This is a genomic window from Kitasatospora sp. NPDC057500, assembly GCF_042802195.1.
Classification (GTDB): Bacteria; Actinomycetota; Actinomycetes; order Streptomycetales; family Streptomycetaceae; genus Kitasatospora.
In genome coordinates, this window is sequence record NZ_JBHVER010000203.1 from 1 (window position 1) to 14,480 (window position 14,480).

Sequence of the window (14,480 nt, forward strand, 5' to 3'; positions counted from 1 at the left end):
GAGGATGGTGGTCCGGTCTTCGCTGTTCACCTGCGCACGCTTCCTGTGTTCGGGGCCGTCGGGCCCGCCGGAGGGTCCGTCGGACGGGTGCCGACACCTGGGAGACCGGCGGGCGGTGACCGGATAACAGAAAAGTGCGAACGGATTTCGGAACGGGAGGGCCGGGCGGGCGGGCGGTCCGGTCAGACGCCGGCCGGGGGCATGTCGTAGGTGACGAACCCGGTGCGGGTGGCGACCTGGTCGTACTTGCTGCGGGCGCGGTAATTGTCCTCCGAGGTGATCCAGCGGACGGCGTTCCAGCCGCGCTCGGCGGCGATCTCACGCAGCCGGGTGAGCAGGAGGTCGACCGCACCGGTGCCCCGGGCGACGGGGGCGACGTACAGGTCGTCGAGGAAGCCGGCGACCGTGCCGTGCAGCGGACGGACGAACGGCCGGTAGTGGGCGAGGCCGACCGGGGTGCCGTCGGTGTCGCGGACCAGCAGGCCGTCCAGTTCGTGCGCCGGGTCGGTGAGCCAGGACCACACCAGGTCGGCCTTCCCGTCGGGGATCGGCACCCGGTAGAAGGCGCAGTAGCCGCGGAACAGCTCGCGCCAGGCGGCGAAGTCGGCGCCGGTGGGGGTGTCCACGGTCCAGCGGGCGGCGGCCGGGTCGGTGGCGGCGGTCATGGGTCCTCCCGAAGGGGTGAGTGTGCGGGCCGGTTGCGCGCCAGCATGACGGCCCGTCGGCTCGCGGCCGATCGACGCCGTGGCCAAGACCGCCGTGCCACTGCGCCGAAGCGGCGGCCGGGCCGGTTGCGGTCCCGTACGGGGCCGAGCGCGCCCGACGCGCGCCGACGGCCCGGATCGCCGATCCTGGACGCCCGGCCCCGCGCCGCTCGGCCGCGCCACCCGGCCCGCCCTCCCCAGGAGGCCCGCGTTGCTGCTCCACCGCCTGGCCCTGACCTCGCGCGCCGTGGCGGCCGAGCCCGGACGCCGGGCCAAGACCGGGCTGCTCGCCGACTGCCTGCGTGCGCTGGGCCCGGACGAGGCCCCGTCGGCGGTCGCCCTGCTGTCCGGCGAGTCGCAGCGGCTGCGCACCGGCCTCGGCCCGGCCGCCCTGCGCGACCTCCCGCCGCCCGCCGCCGAACCGCGGCTCGGGGTGCGCGAGGCCGAGCAGACGCTGGAGGCGATCGCCGCCGTGCACGGGGCGGGCGCCCGGGCAGAGCGGCGCCGGCTGCTGGCCGGTCTGTTCGAACGGGCCACCGAGGTGGAACAGGCGTTCCTGCGCGCCGTCCTGGTCGGCGACCTGCGTCAGGGGGCGCTGGACGCGGTGGTGGCGGACGCGGTCGCACAGGCCGCCGGGGTGCCGGCGGCGTCGGTGCGCCGGGCGCTGATGTTCCGCGGCTCGGCGCGGGCGGTCGCCACCGCCGCGCTGGCCGGCGGGGACCCGGAGCTGGCCGCGTTCCGCCTGGAGGTGGGCCGACCGGTGCGGCCGATGCTGGCGGCCTCGGCACCGGACGTGGGCACCGCACTGGACCGGTTCGCGGGCCCGGCGGCGCTGGAGTGGAAGCTGGACGGCATCCGGGTGCAGGTGCACCGGGACGGCGGCGACGTCGGCGTCTTCACCCGGTCGCTGGACGACATCACCGCCCGGGTGCCCGAGGTGGTCGAGGCGGCGCTGGCGCTGCCGGTGCGCTCGGCGGTGCTGGACGGCGAGGCGATCGCGCTCGGGCCGGACGGCCGGCCGCGGCCGTTCCAGGAGACCGCCGCCCGCACCGCGGCCCGCCGGGACCCGGAGCGGCTGCGCGCCGAGGTCCCGCTCAGCGTGCACTTCTTCGACCTGCTGCACCAGGACGGCGAGGACCTGGTGGACCGCCCCGGGCGGGAGCGCTGGGCCGCACTCGCCGGAGCCGTCCCGGCCGGCCTGCGGGTGGCGCGCACCGAGACCGGGGACCGCGGCGAGGCCCTGGCGTTCTTCCGCGACGCCCTCGCGCACGGCCACGAGGGGGTGCTGGTGAAGGACCCGGCGGCCGGCTACCAGGCCGGGCGGCGCGGGGCCGGCTGGGTGAAGGTCAAGCCCCGGCACACCCTGGACCTGGTGGTGCTGGCCGCCGAGTGGGGCAGCGGGCGGAGGCAGGGCCTCCTCAGCAACCTGCACCTGGGCGCCCGGTCGGGCGGCGAGCCGGGGCTCGGCCCCTGGGTGATGCTCGGCAAGACCTTCAAGGGGCTCACCGACGAGATGCTCGCCTGGCAGACCGCGGCGCTGCTGGAGCGCGAGGTGGAGCGGGACGCCCGGACCGTCCGGGTGCGGCCCGAGCTGGTCGTGGAGATCGCCTTCGACGGGGTCCAGCGCAGCCCGCGCTACCCGGCGGGCCTGGCGCTGCGGTTCGCCCGGGTGGTGCGCTACCGGCCCGACAAGAGCGCGGCGCAGGCGGACACCGTCGCCGCCGTCCGGGAGCTGGGCTCCCGGTAGGGTCAGGGGCCCCTCGCCCGCCCTCCGGGCTTCCCCCCGGGGCCGGGACAACTCATCTGACGAATGATCAAACTTCATTAATCCCATACCTGTTCACGACCAGTGGCATATCGGCCATTCTTCGCGAGATGGCCACGCACCCTTCGTGTGCGACGGGGGGCGGGGATAGCTTGACCATGACAGCGGAGGGCGGCCCGGCCCGGGCTGGTGCCGCGCCACGGAGAAGACCGGTGCCACACCACGGAGAGGTGTCCGACATGCAGGTGAACGTCGAACGGGACCGCTGCTGCAGCTCCGGCCAGTGCGTCATGACGGCGCCGGAGGTCTTCGAGCAGGACGACCGGGACGGCCTGGTGACCCTCCGCCGGGCGGTCGTCCCCGCGGAGCTCTCCGCCGACGTGCGCCTCGCCGCCGACCTCTGCCCGGGCGGCGCGATCGCCGTCACCGAGGACGACCGGCCCGGCACCGCCGGCTGACGCCCGCCCCGGGCCCGCGAGCCCTCCCGCCGTCTCCCACCGCCTGGCCACGGGCACCGCCTGGCCACGGGCCTCACCCGTCACGCGAGGAGACCACCTTGAGCATGTCCACCGTTCCCGTCACCCCGATCCCGGCCCGGCACGACACGGCCTGCCCGTTCGCGCCGCCGCCCGCGTACACCGAGGCCGCGAGCACCGGCCCGGTCAGCCGGGCGGAACTCCCCGACGGCAGCCCCTGCTGGCTGGTCACGGGCTACCAGGAGGTCCGCACGGTGCTCTCGGACCGCCGGTTCAGCGCCGACGCCCGCCGGCCCGACTTCCCGTTCCTGAACGAGGGGCGGCGCGAGCTCGTCGCCGCCAACCCGTCCTTCCTGCGCCTCGACGACCCCGAGCACGCCCGGCTGCGCCGCATGGTCACCGGGGAGTTCCTGGTCAAGCGGGTGGAGGAGCTGCGGCCCGGCATCCAGCAGATCGTGGACGAGGCGCTCGACCGGATGACGGCCCGGGGCGGCCCGGCCGACCTGGTCGCCGACTTCGCGCTGCCGGTGCCCTCGCTGGTGATCTGCCTGCTGCTCGGCGTCCCCTACGAGGACCGGGAGGCGTTCCAGGCGAACAGCCGGCTGCTGCTGACCACCGAGGGCAACGACGAAGACGTCGCCCGGGCGCAGGACGAGCTGCTCGGCTACCTGGCCCGGCTCGCCGAGCGGAAGCGGTCCGAGCCCGGCGAGGACATCCTGAGCCGGCTGGTGCTGCGCGAGGACCTCACCGTGCGGGAGATCGCCTCGACCGGGGTGCTGCTGCTGGTCGCCGGGCACGAGACCACCGCCAACATGATCGGCCTCTCCACCGCGCTGCTGCTGCGAAACCCGGAGCAGGCCGCCCGGCTCGCCGACCCGGCGGCGGTGCCCGGGGCGGTGGAGGAGCTGCTGCGGCTGCTCACCATCGTGCACACCGGGGTGCCGCGGGTGGCGGTGGAGGACGTCGAGCTGGGCGGCACGCTGGTCCGGGCCGGGGACGGCGTGATGGCGATGCTCTCGACGGCCAACCGGGACGGCGGGCTGTTCGGCGCCGAGGGGCGCCCTGGCGTCGACGAGGTCGACCTCGGCCGGGAGGCGCGCCGGCACCTCGCGTTCGGCTTCGGGGTGCACCAGTGCCTGGGGCAGCCGCTGGCGCGGGCGGAGCTGCAGATCGCGCTGGCCACGCTGTTCCGGCGGCTGCCGGGGCTGCGGCTGGCGGTGCCGGAGGAGGAGTTGGACTTCCGCTCGGAGACGCTGATCTACGGGCTGAGGTCGCTGCCGGTCGCCTGGTGACCGGCCGGGCCGGAGGGGCGGGCAGCGGGCCCCGAACCGGCCCGGTTGGCCCTCGACGGGGCGTGGAGGCAGGCTTGAGGGGCGAGACAGCGAACCGGCCCGGCGGCCGCCCGGCACCACGGTGTGCCGCGGCGGGTCCGGTCGCCCCGGCCGGCCGAGCAGAGGGAGCCCGCGATGACCGACATGAGCGCACGCTCCGAGGTGAGCACCGACCGGGACGAGGACGTCCGCGCGGCCGACCCCGAGGAGGGCATCACCTCGATGCAGAACCAGCACGCACAGGACACCTCGCAGGCGGAGGGCGAGCCCCGGGAGGAGCCGACGGCGGGCGGCTGAGCCGCTCCGGCACCGCTTCGGCACACGAGTTGCCACAAGGCCGCCCGGCACCGGGGCGGCCTTCGCGACCGCCGGTGCCGTCGCCCGGGCGGCGGCGGACGGCGAGGGAGGATGGGCGCATGACCGATCAGCAGCAGGGCACGGCAGGACAGGTACCGGGCCCGGCGGGCGGTCCGGGCGGGACGGCCGGGCGGGTGGAGCCCCCGCGCGACCCCCGGGCCTCGTGGGCCACCTGGACCACCCAGTCGATCATCAGCGGGCCCGGCGGGGTCACCACCGTCGAGATCGGCCCGATCTCGGGCGACCTCACCGTGCACACCACCTGGGTGGACGGCGAGGCACGGCTCACCGTGCAGTACACCGGGGCGCTCGACTGGTACTCGGTGACGGGAAGTCCCGTCCCGGCGGCCGACGAGACGACCGCGCGGGCGGTGCACCAGGCGATGGTGAACGCCGTCAAGACCGGGCGGGGCTCCGGGGCGCCGCAGGCGCCGACCGGCTGACCCGGCGCCGGACCGGCCGGTTCCGCCCGGAGCCGGCCGGTTCCGCGCGCGCCCCCGCGGTCCGTCGCCGCGGTCAGTCGCCGCGCTCCGGCCGGGGGGCGGGGGCGGCGGCCTCCCAGTACCCCGGGTCCGCCGGGGCGTGCTCGCGCAGGAACGTGCGGACCTCGCGGGCCACCTTGCGGGTGTCGCGCAGATTGATCGTGGCGCCGATGCCCGCGCCGACCAGCAGCGGGGTCAGCGACGGCAGGCGGCGCAGCGAGCTGCGGGTGAGGCGGCGGCGGACCTGCTGGCGGACCTCGCCACCGAGTGCCATCGCGGCCAGGCCGGCCGGCTTGGCGAGCAGTGTCGAGTCGATGCCGCGCCGGTTGGCCCAGGCGCCGACGTAGGCGCCCGCCTTCTGGGCGGCGGTGCCCTGCGCGGGGAAGCCGTAGACCTCGTGCAGTTCGGCGATCAGCTTGATCTCGACGGCGGCCACGGCGATCGTCTCGGCGGCGATCTCCACCGGCATCGCGGGCGGCACCGGGAGCATCGCGGCGGCGCCCACACCGGCGCCGAGCGCGCTGGAGGCCCGGCTCGCGCCGGTGATCAGCAGGTCCGCGAGCTTCTCCGGGTCGGCCGCGCCGGGGTGCTGGGCGCGCAGCGTGGCGAGGTTGCGGACCGGGATGCGCGGGGCGGTCTGGAGCAGCTGCTCGGTGAGGGCCCGGCCGCCGAGCGCGGCGCCCTTGGCGGCGGCCCGGCCGCCGGTGCCGAGCCGGCGGGCGATCGCGCCGACCAGCCGGGCGCCGCGCCGCCGGCCGCGTTCGGTCTCCGCCCGGTACTCGGCGAGCTCGCCGGGGCCGCCCTCGCCGGGCTCGCCGGGTTCGAGTTCCTCGACCAGCCCGGCCAGCTCGTCGGCCACGCGGTCCTGGGAGGGCTCGGGCTGCCCGGGGCGTCCCGGCTTCCTGAAGATTGCCATGCCGTGGCCGTACCCGGCGGCGCGCGGCGATACGCTCCGGGGGTGTCCCGGTCCTGCGACAGGACGATGACGGGCGTGTCCCGGAGGCCGTTCGGCCCTCAACCGGGCCGCGGCAGCGAGCCGGGCCGGGTCACTCGGTGATCTCCACGCCCCGCCAGAACGCCACCCGGCCGCGGATCTGCTCGGCGGCGGGGAAGGGGTCGGCGTAGTACCAGGCCGCGTCCGGGTTGGTCTCCCCGTCGACGTGCAGCGAGTAGTACTCGGCGGTGCCCTTCCAACCGCAGACCGTGGTGGTGTCGGACGGGCGCAGGTACTCGCTGCGCACGGAGTCGACCGGAAAGTAGTGGTTGCCCTCGACGACGACGGTGTCCTCGCTCTCGGCGACGACGGTGCCCTGCCAGCGCGCTGTGGTCATGCCCGGGAGTCTGCCCCACCGGGCGCGGCGCTGTCAGCAGGGCGTCGGGGAAGCGGGCGTCAGGGAAGCGGCTGGGCGTGCATCGGGCAGTGCGGGGTCTGGTGGCCGCCGCTGGCGAGCATCCGGACCTCCCCCGCGTCGCTGATCTCGGCCCGGACGATGCCGGTGGCGTCCTCGTACACCGGGTGGCCGCCCGGGCCGGTGGCACCGGTGCGTTCGACCACGACCACGTCCTGCGGGGCCTGGGTTCCGGGGGTGCCCGGGAAGGTGAGTGCGTAACGGGTGACGGGGCTGCTCATCGCCGACCTCCTGGTGCCTGTGGGACGCCGTCCCTCCAGGCCCTCTCCTTCGGATCACGCCGGGCGGTCGACGTGATCCGAAAGCGAGGGCCTAGGCGCCGGCCTGGGCCGGGGCGGAGGCGCCGCGGACCTCCAGCTCGGCGAGCAGGCGTTCGGTGGCCTCGGTCACGGCTTCCACGGCCCGGTCGAAGGCCTCGCGGTTGTGCGCGGCCGGGGCCCGGAAGCCGGACACCTTGCGCACGTACTGGAGCGCAGCCGCGCGGTAGTCCTCCTCCGTGGCGTCGGGCGTCACGGGCGGTCTCAGGGTTCTGATATTGCGGCACATGACCCCAGTCTCCCGCGCGGGCGCCCGGGTGGCGACCCCCGTCCGTCACCGGACCGCCTTCCGCGCCTCACAGGCACGTCATCCGGCCAGATTAGGATTCCGGACGAACAATCCCGGCCCGTCCCGTTCCTCCCGGAGTACCCCCTTGCCTCTCGCGCTGGTCGCCCTGGCCGTCACCGCGTTCGCCATCGGAACCACCGAGTTCGCCGCCATGGGGCTGCTCCCCCAGGTCGCGGACGGCCTGGACGTCTCGATCCCGCAGGCCGGCTGGCTGATCTCGGCCTACGCGCTGGGCGTGGTGATCGGGGCGCCGCTGCTCACCGCGCTGGCCGCCGGGCGGCCGCGGAAGGCGGTGCTGGTCGGGCTGGCGGCCTTCTTCGCCTTCGGGAACCTGCTCTGCGCGCTCGCCCCCGACTTCTGGACGCTGGCCGTCGCCCGGCTGGTGACCGGGCTGCCGCACGGGGCGTTCTTCGGCGCCGGGGCGGTGGCGGCGGCGGAGCTGGTGGCGCCGGACAAGCGGGCCAGGGCGGTCGCGGTGATGTTCTCCGGCCTGACCCTGGCCAATGTCGTCGGGGTGCCGGCCGCGACGCTGCTCGGCCAGCACCTGGGATGGCGGGCGACGATGCTGGTGGTGGTCGCGATCGGCGCGGCCGGGGCGGTGGCGATCGCCCGGCTGGTGCCGGCGCTGCCCTCCCCCGCGCAGGCGGGCCTGCGGCACGAGCTGGGCGCGTTCCGCAGCGGGCAGCTCTGGCTGGCGCTGGCGACCGTGGTCTTCGGCTGCGGCGGCTTCTTCGCCTGCTACTCGTACATCACCCCGCTGCTGACCGAGGTGTCCGGCTACGCCACCGGTTCGGTGACGCTGGTGCTGGCGCTGTTCGGGGTGGGGATGACGATCGGCAACCTGCTCGGCGGCTACGCGGCCGACCGCGCGCTGCGGCCGACCGTGTGCGCGGCGTTCGTCCTGCTCGCCGCCGTGCTGGCGCTGTTCGCGGTGACCGCGCGGGCCGAGTGGTCGGCGGCGGTGACGGTGGTGCTGGTCGGGCTGTTCGGGTTCGCGATCGTACCGGCGGTGCAGACGCTGGTGATGCGCGAGGCGCGCGGTGCGCCGACGCTGGCCTCGGCGACGGTGCAGGGCGCGTTCAACCTGGCCAACGCCCAGGGCGCGTTCTTCGGCGGGCTGGCGCTGGACGCGGGGCTGGGCTGGACCTCGCCACCGCTGGTCGGCTCGGGCCTGGCGGCCTCGGGCGCGGTGATCGCGGTGGCCGCCTGGGCCGCCGACCGGCGGCGCGGGAAGGCGCCGACGGTCGTGGTCGCCTCGGGCCCGGTGCCCGGGCCCGCAGCCGCCCCGGACGACCGGGTCGGCGCGGGCCGCGGCTAGTGAGACTCAGGCCTGCGGCAGCGGGCGCAGCTCGCGGTGGCCGTCGGCCAGCAGCAGGTAGCCCTCGGCGTTGAACTCGATGCCGGCGCGTTCCTCCTCGGTCAGCTCGCGGCGGATCTTCGCCGGCACCCCGGCGACCAGGGAGCCGGGCGGCACCTCCATGCCCTGCGGCACCACGGCGCCGGCCGCGACCAGCGAGCCGGCGCCGATCCGGGCGCCGTTGAGCACGGTGGCGTTCATCCCCACCAGGACGTCGTCCTCTATCACGCAGCCGTGCAGCACGGCGTTGTGGCCGACCGAGACCCGCTCCCCCATCACCAGCGGGAAGCCGAGGTCGGCGTGCAGGGTGCAGTTGTCCTGGACGTTGCTGCCCGCGCCGACCGTGATCGCCTCGGCGTCCCCGCGCAGCACCGCGCCGTACCAGACGCTCGCCCCGGCGCCGACCGTCACGCTTCCCAGCACGACGGCGTTCGGCGCGACGAAGGCGCCCGGGTCGACGGCGGGCACCCGGCCCCCCACCTCGGCGATCAGCGGCTCTGCCATCTCTCGTCCTCCTCGCGACGACTGCCCATCAGGTGCGGGCCATGATGGCAGCCCCGCTCCGCCGGTGCGGGGCCGGGTGGCCCGGGGCGGCTGCGGGTCAGCCGGCGCAGGTCCCGGCGGCGAGCAGCCTCCCGAAGGCCTCCTCGGTGGCCGGCGGGGTCGAGGCGCCCTTGGCGTTCATCGAGACCGCGAGCTGGCGGCGGAGGTCGGCGCTGGTGTACAGGACGGTGTTGTAGCCGGGGATGCCGCCGGTGTGGCCCCACAGCACACCGCAGTCCGAGGGGGCCCGCTCCAGGCCGAGGCCGTACCGGCCACCGCTCTGCGGGGTGGCCTTCATCATCTCCGCGAGCTGCGGCCGGGGCAGCAGCCGCCCGCCGATCAGGGCCGAGATGAAGGTGTTGAGGTCGGCGGTGGTGGAGATCCCGGCGCCGGAGGAGCCCGCCATGCTCGGGTCCAGCTCGGTGACGTCCGCCGGGCCGGTGGGCAGGTCGTAGTAGCCGTGCGCGTGCGGGCCGGGGACGGTCGTCGCGTGGTCGGGCATGGAGGTGCCGGTCAGGCCCAGCGGGCGGATCACCCGGCGTTCGACCTCGCGCTGCCAGCTGCGGCCGGTCGCCCGCTCGATGATCTGTCCCACCAGGACGTAGTTGGTGTTGGAGTAGTGGAAGCCCTGGCCGGGCGCGAAGTACGGCTGGTGGGCGTTGGCCAGCGCGACGAGCTGCTGCGAGGTCCAGCGGGTCCAGCGGCCGGACTCCAGCCACTGCTCGACGGCGCCGGGACGGTCGAAGTCGAAGGCCTGGTCCTCGGTGTAGTTGAACACCCCGCTGGTGTGGTCGAGCAGCTGCCGCAGGGTGATGTCCGCGCCGTTCGGCACCGCGCCCGGCAGCAGCTCCTCCACCGAATCGTCGAGGCCGAGCCGCCCCTCGGCGACCAGCTGGAGGGCGACGGTGGAGACGAAGGTCTTGGTCACGCTGCCGATCCGGAACCGGCCGTCCGCGGAGGCCGGGGCGCCGGTGGTGCGGTCGGCGACGCCGGAGGCGCCCTTCCACAGGGTGCGGCCGTGATCGCCGACCCGGGCCAGCGCGGCGGAGACGCCGCCGGAGTCGGTCATGGCGTTCAGCGCGCCGTTCAGTGCCCTGGTGTCGACGCCCTTGCGCGGTCCCCGGCCGGCCTCCTCCGCCGCCGCGGTGCCCTCGGTGCCGGTCACCGTGACCGTCCCGACCGGCTCCGTCGTGCCGAGGGCGCCGGCCGCCGGGGCGCTCACGCCCACCAGGCCCGCCCCCGCGAGCGCGAGCGCCACCAGGCGCGCGGCCGGGCGGCGCCGCCGGCGCCCCGTGCCCCCGCGACCGTCCCGCTCCGCTCCGCTCCCGTGCTCCGCCACTCCCATGCGTCCTCCCGTGTCCGTGCCCGGAGGTGCCTGCAACACCCCCTTCGATTTCGGCACTTGACACTCTGGCAGGCGGCGACGGAGGGGGCGTCCCACCCTGGGCCGAGCTTCGCCCGGCGGGCCGCTCCCCCTCAGGGAGGGCCCGCCCCCGAGACCCGCTCAGGGACCACCCCGAGACCCCGCTCGGGGGCGCGCGCCCCGTCCGGCGGTCAGGCCACCGGGGCCTTGACCCGCAGGACCTCGATGAACGCCCGCAGCCACGCCGGGTGGTCGGGCCAGGCGCGGGCCGAGACGACCACGCCGTCCACCACCGCCTCGCCGTCCACGTACGTCGCGCCGGCCGCCTTCAGGTCCGGCTCCAGGGCGGGGTAGGCGGCACTGGTCCGCCCGCCGAGCACCCCGGCGGCGGCCGACACCAGCGGGCCGTGGCAGATCTGGGCGACCGGCTTCTCGCCCTCGAAGAAGTGCCGGACGATCCGCTGCACCTCCGGGTCGTTGCGCAGGTACTCGGGGGCCCGCCCGCCCGGGATCACCAGGGCCACGTAGTCGGCCGGGTCGACGTCGGCGAACGCCACGTCGGCGGGCCAGGTGTAGCCGGGCTTCTCGGAGTAGGTGTCGAACCCCTCGACGAAGTCGTGCACCACGAACTGGAGCCGCTTCTTCGCCGGCGCCGCGATGTCGACCTGGTAGCCCTCCTCGCGCAGCCGCTGGTACGGGTAGAACACCTCCAGCGACTCCGCGGCGTCCCCGGTGACGAGCAGGATCTTCGATGCCATCGCCGACATCCCTCCGAAATGATCGACCGTCAAGTCCATTGCCGTCCCGGGCCCGAACCCTGCGAACCGGGACCGCACCAACCTCCCCCACCCGGTGCCCGCACGCAATGGCGCGCACCACCCGGGCGCGGCGCACTCCCCCGGGCGCACGCCCCTGAGCGCACGCCCCTGAGCCGGGACGCCGCCGGGCGGGAAACCCGGATGCGGCGGTCCGAGCGGCTCTGGGAGCATGCCGGAATGTCCCAGCGTCTCGAATCCCTGGTCGTCCGACACACCTTCCGCCTGCCCACGCCCGACGGCCCGGCCGGGAACGGCGAGGCCGCGGCGCGCCAGTTCGACGCCGCGCTGATGTCCGCGGGCTTCAAGCTCTCGGCCGAGTCGCTGGCCCGGCTGTCGGGGCTGAGCGCGCAGACCGTCCGCGAGACGGCCGTCCGCACCCTGGCCACCGTGCGCGAGCTGGCCGGCGACCACGTCCGGCACAACGCCTACTTCATCGACTTCCCGGCCAACGTGCCGGACACCGTCCACTTCTGGATGCGGTGCATCCGCGAGGCGCTCGCCGACGACGACACCCGCGCGAGCACCCTCGCCCAGCTCGACGCCGGTGTGGTCGACCTGCTGACGCTGCCCCGCTACGGCCGCTACCAGCACACCTACGCCGAACTGCTCGCCGCCCACGACACGCTGATCGCCGCCGCCGGCGACCGGATGACCGTCCTGCACCCGGGCGGCGCGCTGGAGGACGAGGTCACCGCCCTGTACCTGGCGCTGGCGGGCAGCGCCACCCCGCTGGGCGAGGAGGCGCTGCGCGACCTCGGCGACCTCGCCGGGCACCGCGCGCACGGGCCGCAGCCCGAGGCGATCCCGGTCCGGGAGAACCGAGCCGTCGTCAACCGGGCCCGCCTGGACGCCGGCGCCGATCTCCTGCTGGATACCGTCACCGACGTGCTGCGCCTCGCCTGCGCGCTGTCGGACGGGGATCTCACGCTCGCGCGGCCGACCCGGTTCCGCCCGTTCCCCCGGCCGGTGCGCCGCGCGCTGCTCGCGGGCCTGGACGCGGTGGTCGCCGCGGCCCCCGCCAAGCTCGGCGACGTCACCGCGCACCGCGAGCCGTTCAAGCGCCTCGGCGAGCGGCTCCACCCGCACGAGTACCCCCGTTGGCCGCACGCCGCCGAGGTGTTCGCGGTCGCCCGTGGCGAGCGCGCGGCGCCGTCCCTGGACAGCCGTGTCGAGCAGGCGCTCGGCGCGGGCGACGTCACCGCGGCGGTGCGGCTGCTGTCCGCCGCCCCGGGCAAGCTGTTCCGCGCGCTCGACCGGCTGCTGCGCGCCTGCGCCACCGAGGAGCAGTGCGAGGCCGTGCTGGCCGCCGCCGAGGCGACGGCCGGGCGGGTGTCCGGGCGGGTGCTGCTGTCGGTCCGCGAGCACCTGCAGAACCGCCGCACCGAAGGGGTCGGGGAGCGCCGGATCTTCGTCAACCGGAGCGGCCACGGCCAGGTCACTGCCGACACCCGGCCGCCGCTGCCGGCCGCCGGGCGCGGGCGCCTGATCGCCGCACTGGACGCCGAGGTGAGCCGCCGGCTCCCGGATCCGGGGCACCTGCTGATCGACCCGGCCGTGCTCGACGTCGCCCTGCCGCTCAGCGGGAACGCGACGTCCGCGGGCCTGGGCGTGCTGCCGCGCGGCTCGCTCTCGCCGGTCGACGGCGAGCTGCTGCGCTTCTTCATGTACTGGAAGCAGCACGTGCGGCGCACCGACCTCGACCTGTCGGCGCTGCTGCTGGACGAGTCGTACGAGACCGTCTCCTGGCTCTCGTACACCTCGCTCACCGAGATCGGCGGCGAGCACTCCGGGGACGTCACCGACGCACCCGAGGGCGCGTCGGAGTTCATCAACCTGCGGCTGGACGCGGTGCGGGCCGCGTTCGTCGTCCCCCAGGTCGACGTCTACTCGGGCGAGGGCTTCGAGCAGGTCGAGGAGTCGTTCTTCGGCTTCATGCTGCGGGACGGCGAGCAGGCGGGGCGGCCCTTCGAGCCGCGCACCGTGCGGATGAAGTCGGACCTGCGCGGCCCGGGGCGGGTGGCCCTGCCGCTGGCGTTCCTGCGCGGGGCCGACGGCCGCTGGAGCGCCAAGTGGCTGCACCTGCACCTGGCCGGCATGCCCGACGCCAACCGGGTCGAGGGGAACCGACTGTCGGTCGCGGCGCTGCTGCGCGGCGTCGTCGAGCGCGACTACCTCACGGTCCGCCACCTCACCGACCTGATGCGGCGGCGGGCCGCCGCGGTCACCCTGTGGGAGGGCGCGGCGGTCCCCGACGGGCCGGTGACCTTCATCGGCCTGGAGCGGCCGGAGGGCCTGCACCCGGACTCCCGCGTGGTCACCCCCGGAAATCTGCGCGACCTGGTCCCCGCCTGACTGGTAGCGTGAGCCTCGGCGAGGCCATGAAGGGGCTTCCTTCTCAACTTCGTATTGAATCTCCAGTCCCTTCGCTCTCCTCGCCGTCGACCCAACGCCGGGGCGCGGCTTCCGCGCTCCGGCGTCGTCGTGTCCGTCCCCGTGACAGCCCCGGAGGGATCGCACCCCGATGTCGGACCGCACCACCTACCTCGTCCTGCCCGGCTACCAGGGCTCCGGACCGGCCCACTGGCAGAGCCGCTGGGAGGCCGCCGACCCGGCGTCGTTCGTCCGGGTGCACCAGGAGGACTGGGACCACCCGGAGCCGGACTCCTGGGTGGCCCGGGTGGACGCGGCGGTCGCCGCGGCGTCGGCCGACGGCCCGGTGGTGCTGGTGGCGCACAGCCTGGGCAGCGTGACGGCGGCCCGCTGGGCGGCCGGGGCTCCGGCCGGGCGGACGGCGGCCGTGCGCGGCGCGCTGCTGGTGGCGCCCGCCGACGTCGACCACGCGGAGGTCCCCGAACTGCTGGGCTTCCGCCCGGTGGGGCTGCAGCGGCTGCCGTTCCCGGCCACCGTGGTCGCCAGCACCGACGATCCGTGGGTCACCCCGGAGCGCGCCCGGCGGTTCGCCGAGGCCTGGGGCGCGCGCTACGTCGAGCCGGGCGCCCTCGGGCACCTCAACGCCGACTCCGGGCTGGGCGACTGGCCGCTGGGGCGGGAACTGCTCGCCGGGCTCTGAGCGCACGGCGGCGGGCGGCGGCCGGGGTGCCGGCGGCATCCCACGTTCCGGGGATGGCACGGCGGACGGGCGACCGAGCAGAATCGGTGCCGGTCCACCACCCGGGGGAACCCTCCCGACGCTCCGCCGGCCCGGTCCGGCCGGGAGGGCCCCGCACAGGTCCGCCGCCCCGGACCGGAGGCCGGCCGCGGTGCGTGAC

The 14,480-nt window shown here is 75.9% G+C and carries 16 protein-coding genes; 8 read left to right on the top strand and 8 right to left on the bottom strand.

Features of this window, described 5'->3' with window-relative positions:
* Nucleotides 1–182 precede the first annotated feature (182 nt).
* The gene (locus tag ACFU74_RS30595) at nucleotides 183–665 is read right to left on the bottom strand and encodes a GNAT family N-acetyltransferase (protein WP_380762565.1); all 483 of its coding nucleotides are present in this window, start codon (nucleotides 663–665) and stop codon (nucleotides 183–185) included.
* 250 nt (nucleotides 666–915) lie between these two features.
* Here ACFU74_RS30595 and ACFU74_RS30600 point away from each other — a divergent pair, with 250 nt between their 5' ends.
* The 5 genes from ACFU74_RS30600 to ACFU74_RS30620 all read left to right on the top strand — a co-directional run bounded on the left by ACFU74_RS30600 (nucleotide 916) and on the right by ACFU74_RS30620 (nucleotide 5,076).
* Nucleotides 916–2,451: an ATP-dependent DNA ligase gene (locus tag ACFU74_RS30600; protein WP_380762568.1), complete on the top strand. Its 1,536-nt coding sequence runs from the start codon at nucleotides 916–918 to the stop codon at nucleotides 2,449–2,451.
* Nucleotides 2,452–2,708: 257 nt separating this feature from the next.
* The gene (locus ACFU74_RS30605; protein ID WP_380762601.1) at nucleotides 2,709–2,927 is read left to right on the top strand and encodes a ferredoxin; all 219 of its coding nucleotides are present in this window, start codon (nucleotides 2,709–2,711) and stop codon (nucleotides 2,925–2,927) included.
* Nucleotides 2,928–3,031: 104 nt separating this feature from the next.
* A complete protein-coding gene (locus ACFU74_RS30610) occupies nucleotides 3,032–4,237 on the top strand; it encodes a cytochrome P450 (protein ID WP_380762570.1) in 1,206 nt (401 codons plus the stop codon).
* Between the two features lie 174 nt (nucleotides 4,238–4,411).
* A complete protein-coding gene (locus ACFU74_RS30615; RefSeq protein ID WP_380762572.1) occupies nucleotides 4,412–4,573 on the top strand; it encodes a hypothetical protein in 162 nt (53 codons plus the stop codon).
* Nucleotides 4,574–4,692: 119 nt separating this feature from the next.
* Nucleotides 4,693–5,076, top strand: coding sequence for a hypothetical protein (locus tag ACFU74_RS30620; protein WP_380762574.1), 384 nt, complete (start codon nucleotides 4,693–4,695; stop codon nucleotides 5,074–5,076).
* Between the two features lie 73 nt (nucleotides 5,077–5,149).
* On the opposite strand, the gene ACFU74_RS30625 is transcribed toward ACFU74_RS30620, so the two are convergent.
* The 4 genes from ACFU74_RS30625 to ACFU74_RS30640 form a co-directional block, all read right to left on the bottom strand.
* Nucleotides 5,150–6,031, bottom strand: a complete 882-nt coding sequence (locus ACFU74_RS30625; RefSeq protein WP_380762576.1) for a hypothetical protein — start codon at nucleotides 6,029–6,031, stop codon at nucleotides 5,150–5,152.
* Between the two features lie 130 nt (nucleotides 6,032–6,161).
* Nucleotides 6,162–6,446 carry a DUF427 domain-containing protein gene (locus ACFU74_RS30630; RefSeq protein WP_380762579.1) on the bottom strand — a complete coding sequence of 95 codons (285 nt, stop codon included), beginning with the start codon at nucleotides 6,444–6,446 and terminating at the stop codon, nucleotides 6,162–6,164.
* A gap of 59 nt (nucleotides 6,447–6,505) precedes the next feature.
* A complete protein-coding gene (locus tag ACFU74_RS30635; RefSeq protein ID WP_380762581.1) occupies nucleotides 6,506–6,745 on the bottom strand; it encodes a DUF6296 family protein in 240 nt (79 codons plus the stop codon).
* 91 nt (nucleotides 6,746–6,836) lie between these two features.
* Entirely contained in the window at nucleotides 6,837–7,070 is a 234-nt protein-coding gene (locus ACFU74_RS30640; protein ID WP_380762584.1) for a DUF2277 domain-containing protein, read from the bottom strand.
* 145 nt (nucleotides 7,071–7,215) lie between these two features.
* On the opposite strand from ACFU74_RS30640, the gene ACFU74_RS30645 reads away from it, so the two are divergent.
* Complete coding sequence (locus ACFU74_RS30645) at nucleotides 7,216–8,448, top strand: MFS transporter (protein ID WP_380762586.1); 1,233 nt, start codon at nucleotides 7,216–7,218, stop codon at nucleotides 8,446–8,448.
* Nucleotides 8,449–8,454: 6 nt separating this feature from the next.
* Here ACFU74_RS30645 and ACFU74_RS30650 read toward each other — a convergent pair whose 3' ends face one another.
* The 3 genes from ACFU74_RS30650 to ACFU74_RS30660 all read right to left on the bottom strand — a co-directional run bounded on the left by ACFU74_RS30650 (nucleotide 8,455) and on the right by ACFU74_RS30660 (nucleotide 11,151).
* Nucleotides 8,455–8,991 (bottom strand): gamma carbonic anhydrase family protein, encoded by a 537-nt coding sequence (locus ACFU74_RS30650; protein ID WP_380762589.1) that lies wholly within the window; start codon nucleotides 8,989–8,991, stop codon nucleotides 8,455–8,457.
* Between the two features lie 97 nt (nucleotides 8,992–9,088).
* On the bottom strand, nucleotides 9,089–10,375 hold the full coding sequence (locus tag ACFU74_RS30655) for a serine hydrolase domain-containing protein (protein ID WP_380762591.1): 1,287 nt from the start codon (nucleotides 10,373–10,375) through the stop codon (nucleotides 9,089–9,091).
* A gap of 209 nt (nucleotides 10,376–10,584) precedes the next feature.
* Nucleotides 10,585–11,151 carry a DJ-1/PfpI family protein gene (locus tag ACFU74_RS30660; protein ID WP_380762593.1) on the bottom strand — a complete coding sequence of 189 codons (567 nt, stop codon included), beginning with the start codon at nucleotides 11,149–11,151 and terminating at the stop codon, nucleotides 10,585–10,587.
* Nucleotides 11,152–11,388: 237 nt separating this feature from the next.
* Here ACFU74_RS30660 and ACFU74_RS30665 point away from each other — a divergent pair, with 237 nt between their 5' ends.
* Entirely contained in the window at nucleotides 11,389–13,563 is a 2,175-nt protein-coding gene (locus ACFU74_RS30665) for a hypothetical protein (protein ID WP_380762596.1), read from the top strand.
* 169 nt (nucleotides 13,564–13,732) lie between these two features.
* Nucleotides 13,733–14,281: an RBBP9/YdeN family alpha/beta hydrolase gene (locus ACFU74_RS30670; RefSeq protein WP_380762599.1), complete on the top strand. Its 549-nt coding sequence runs from the start codon at nucleotides 13,733–13,735 to the stop codon at nucleotides 14,279–14,281.
* Nucleotides 14,282–14,480: the final 199 nt, after the last annotated feature.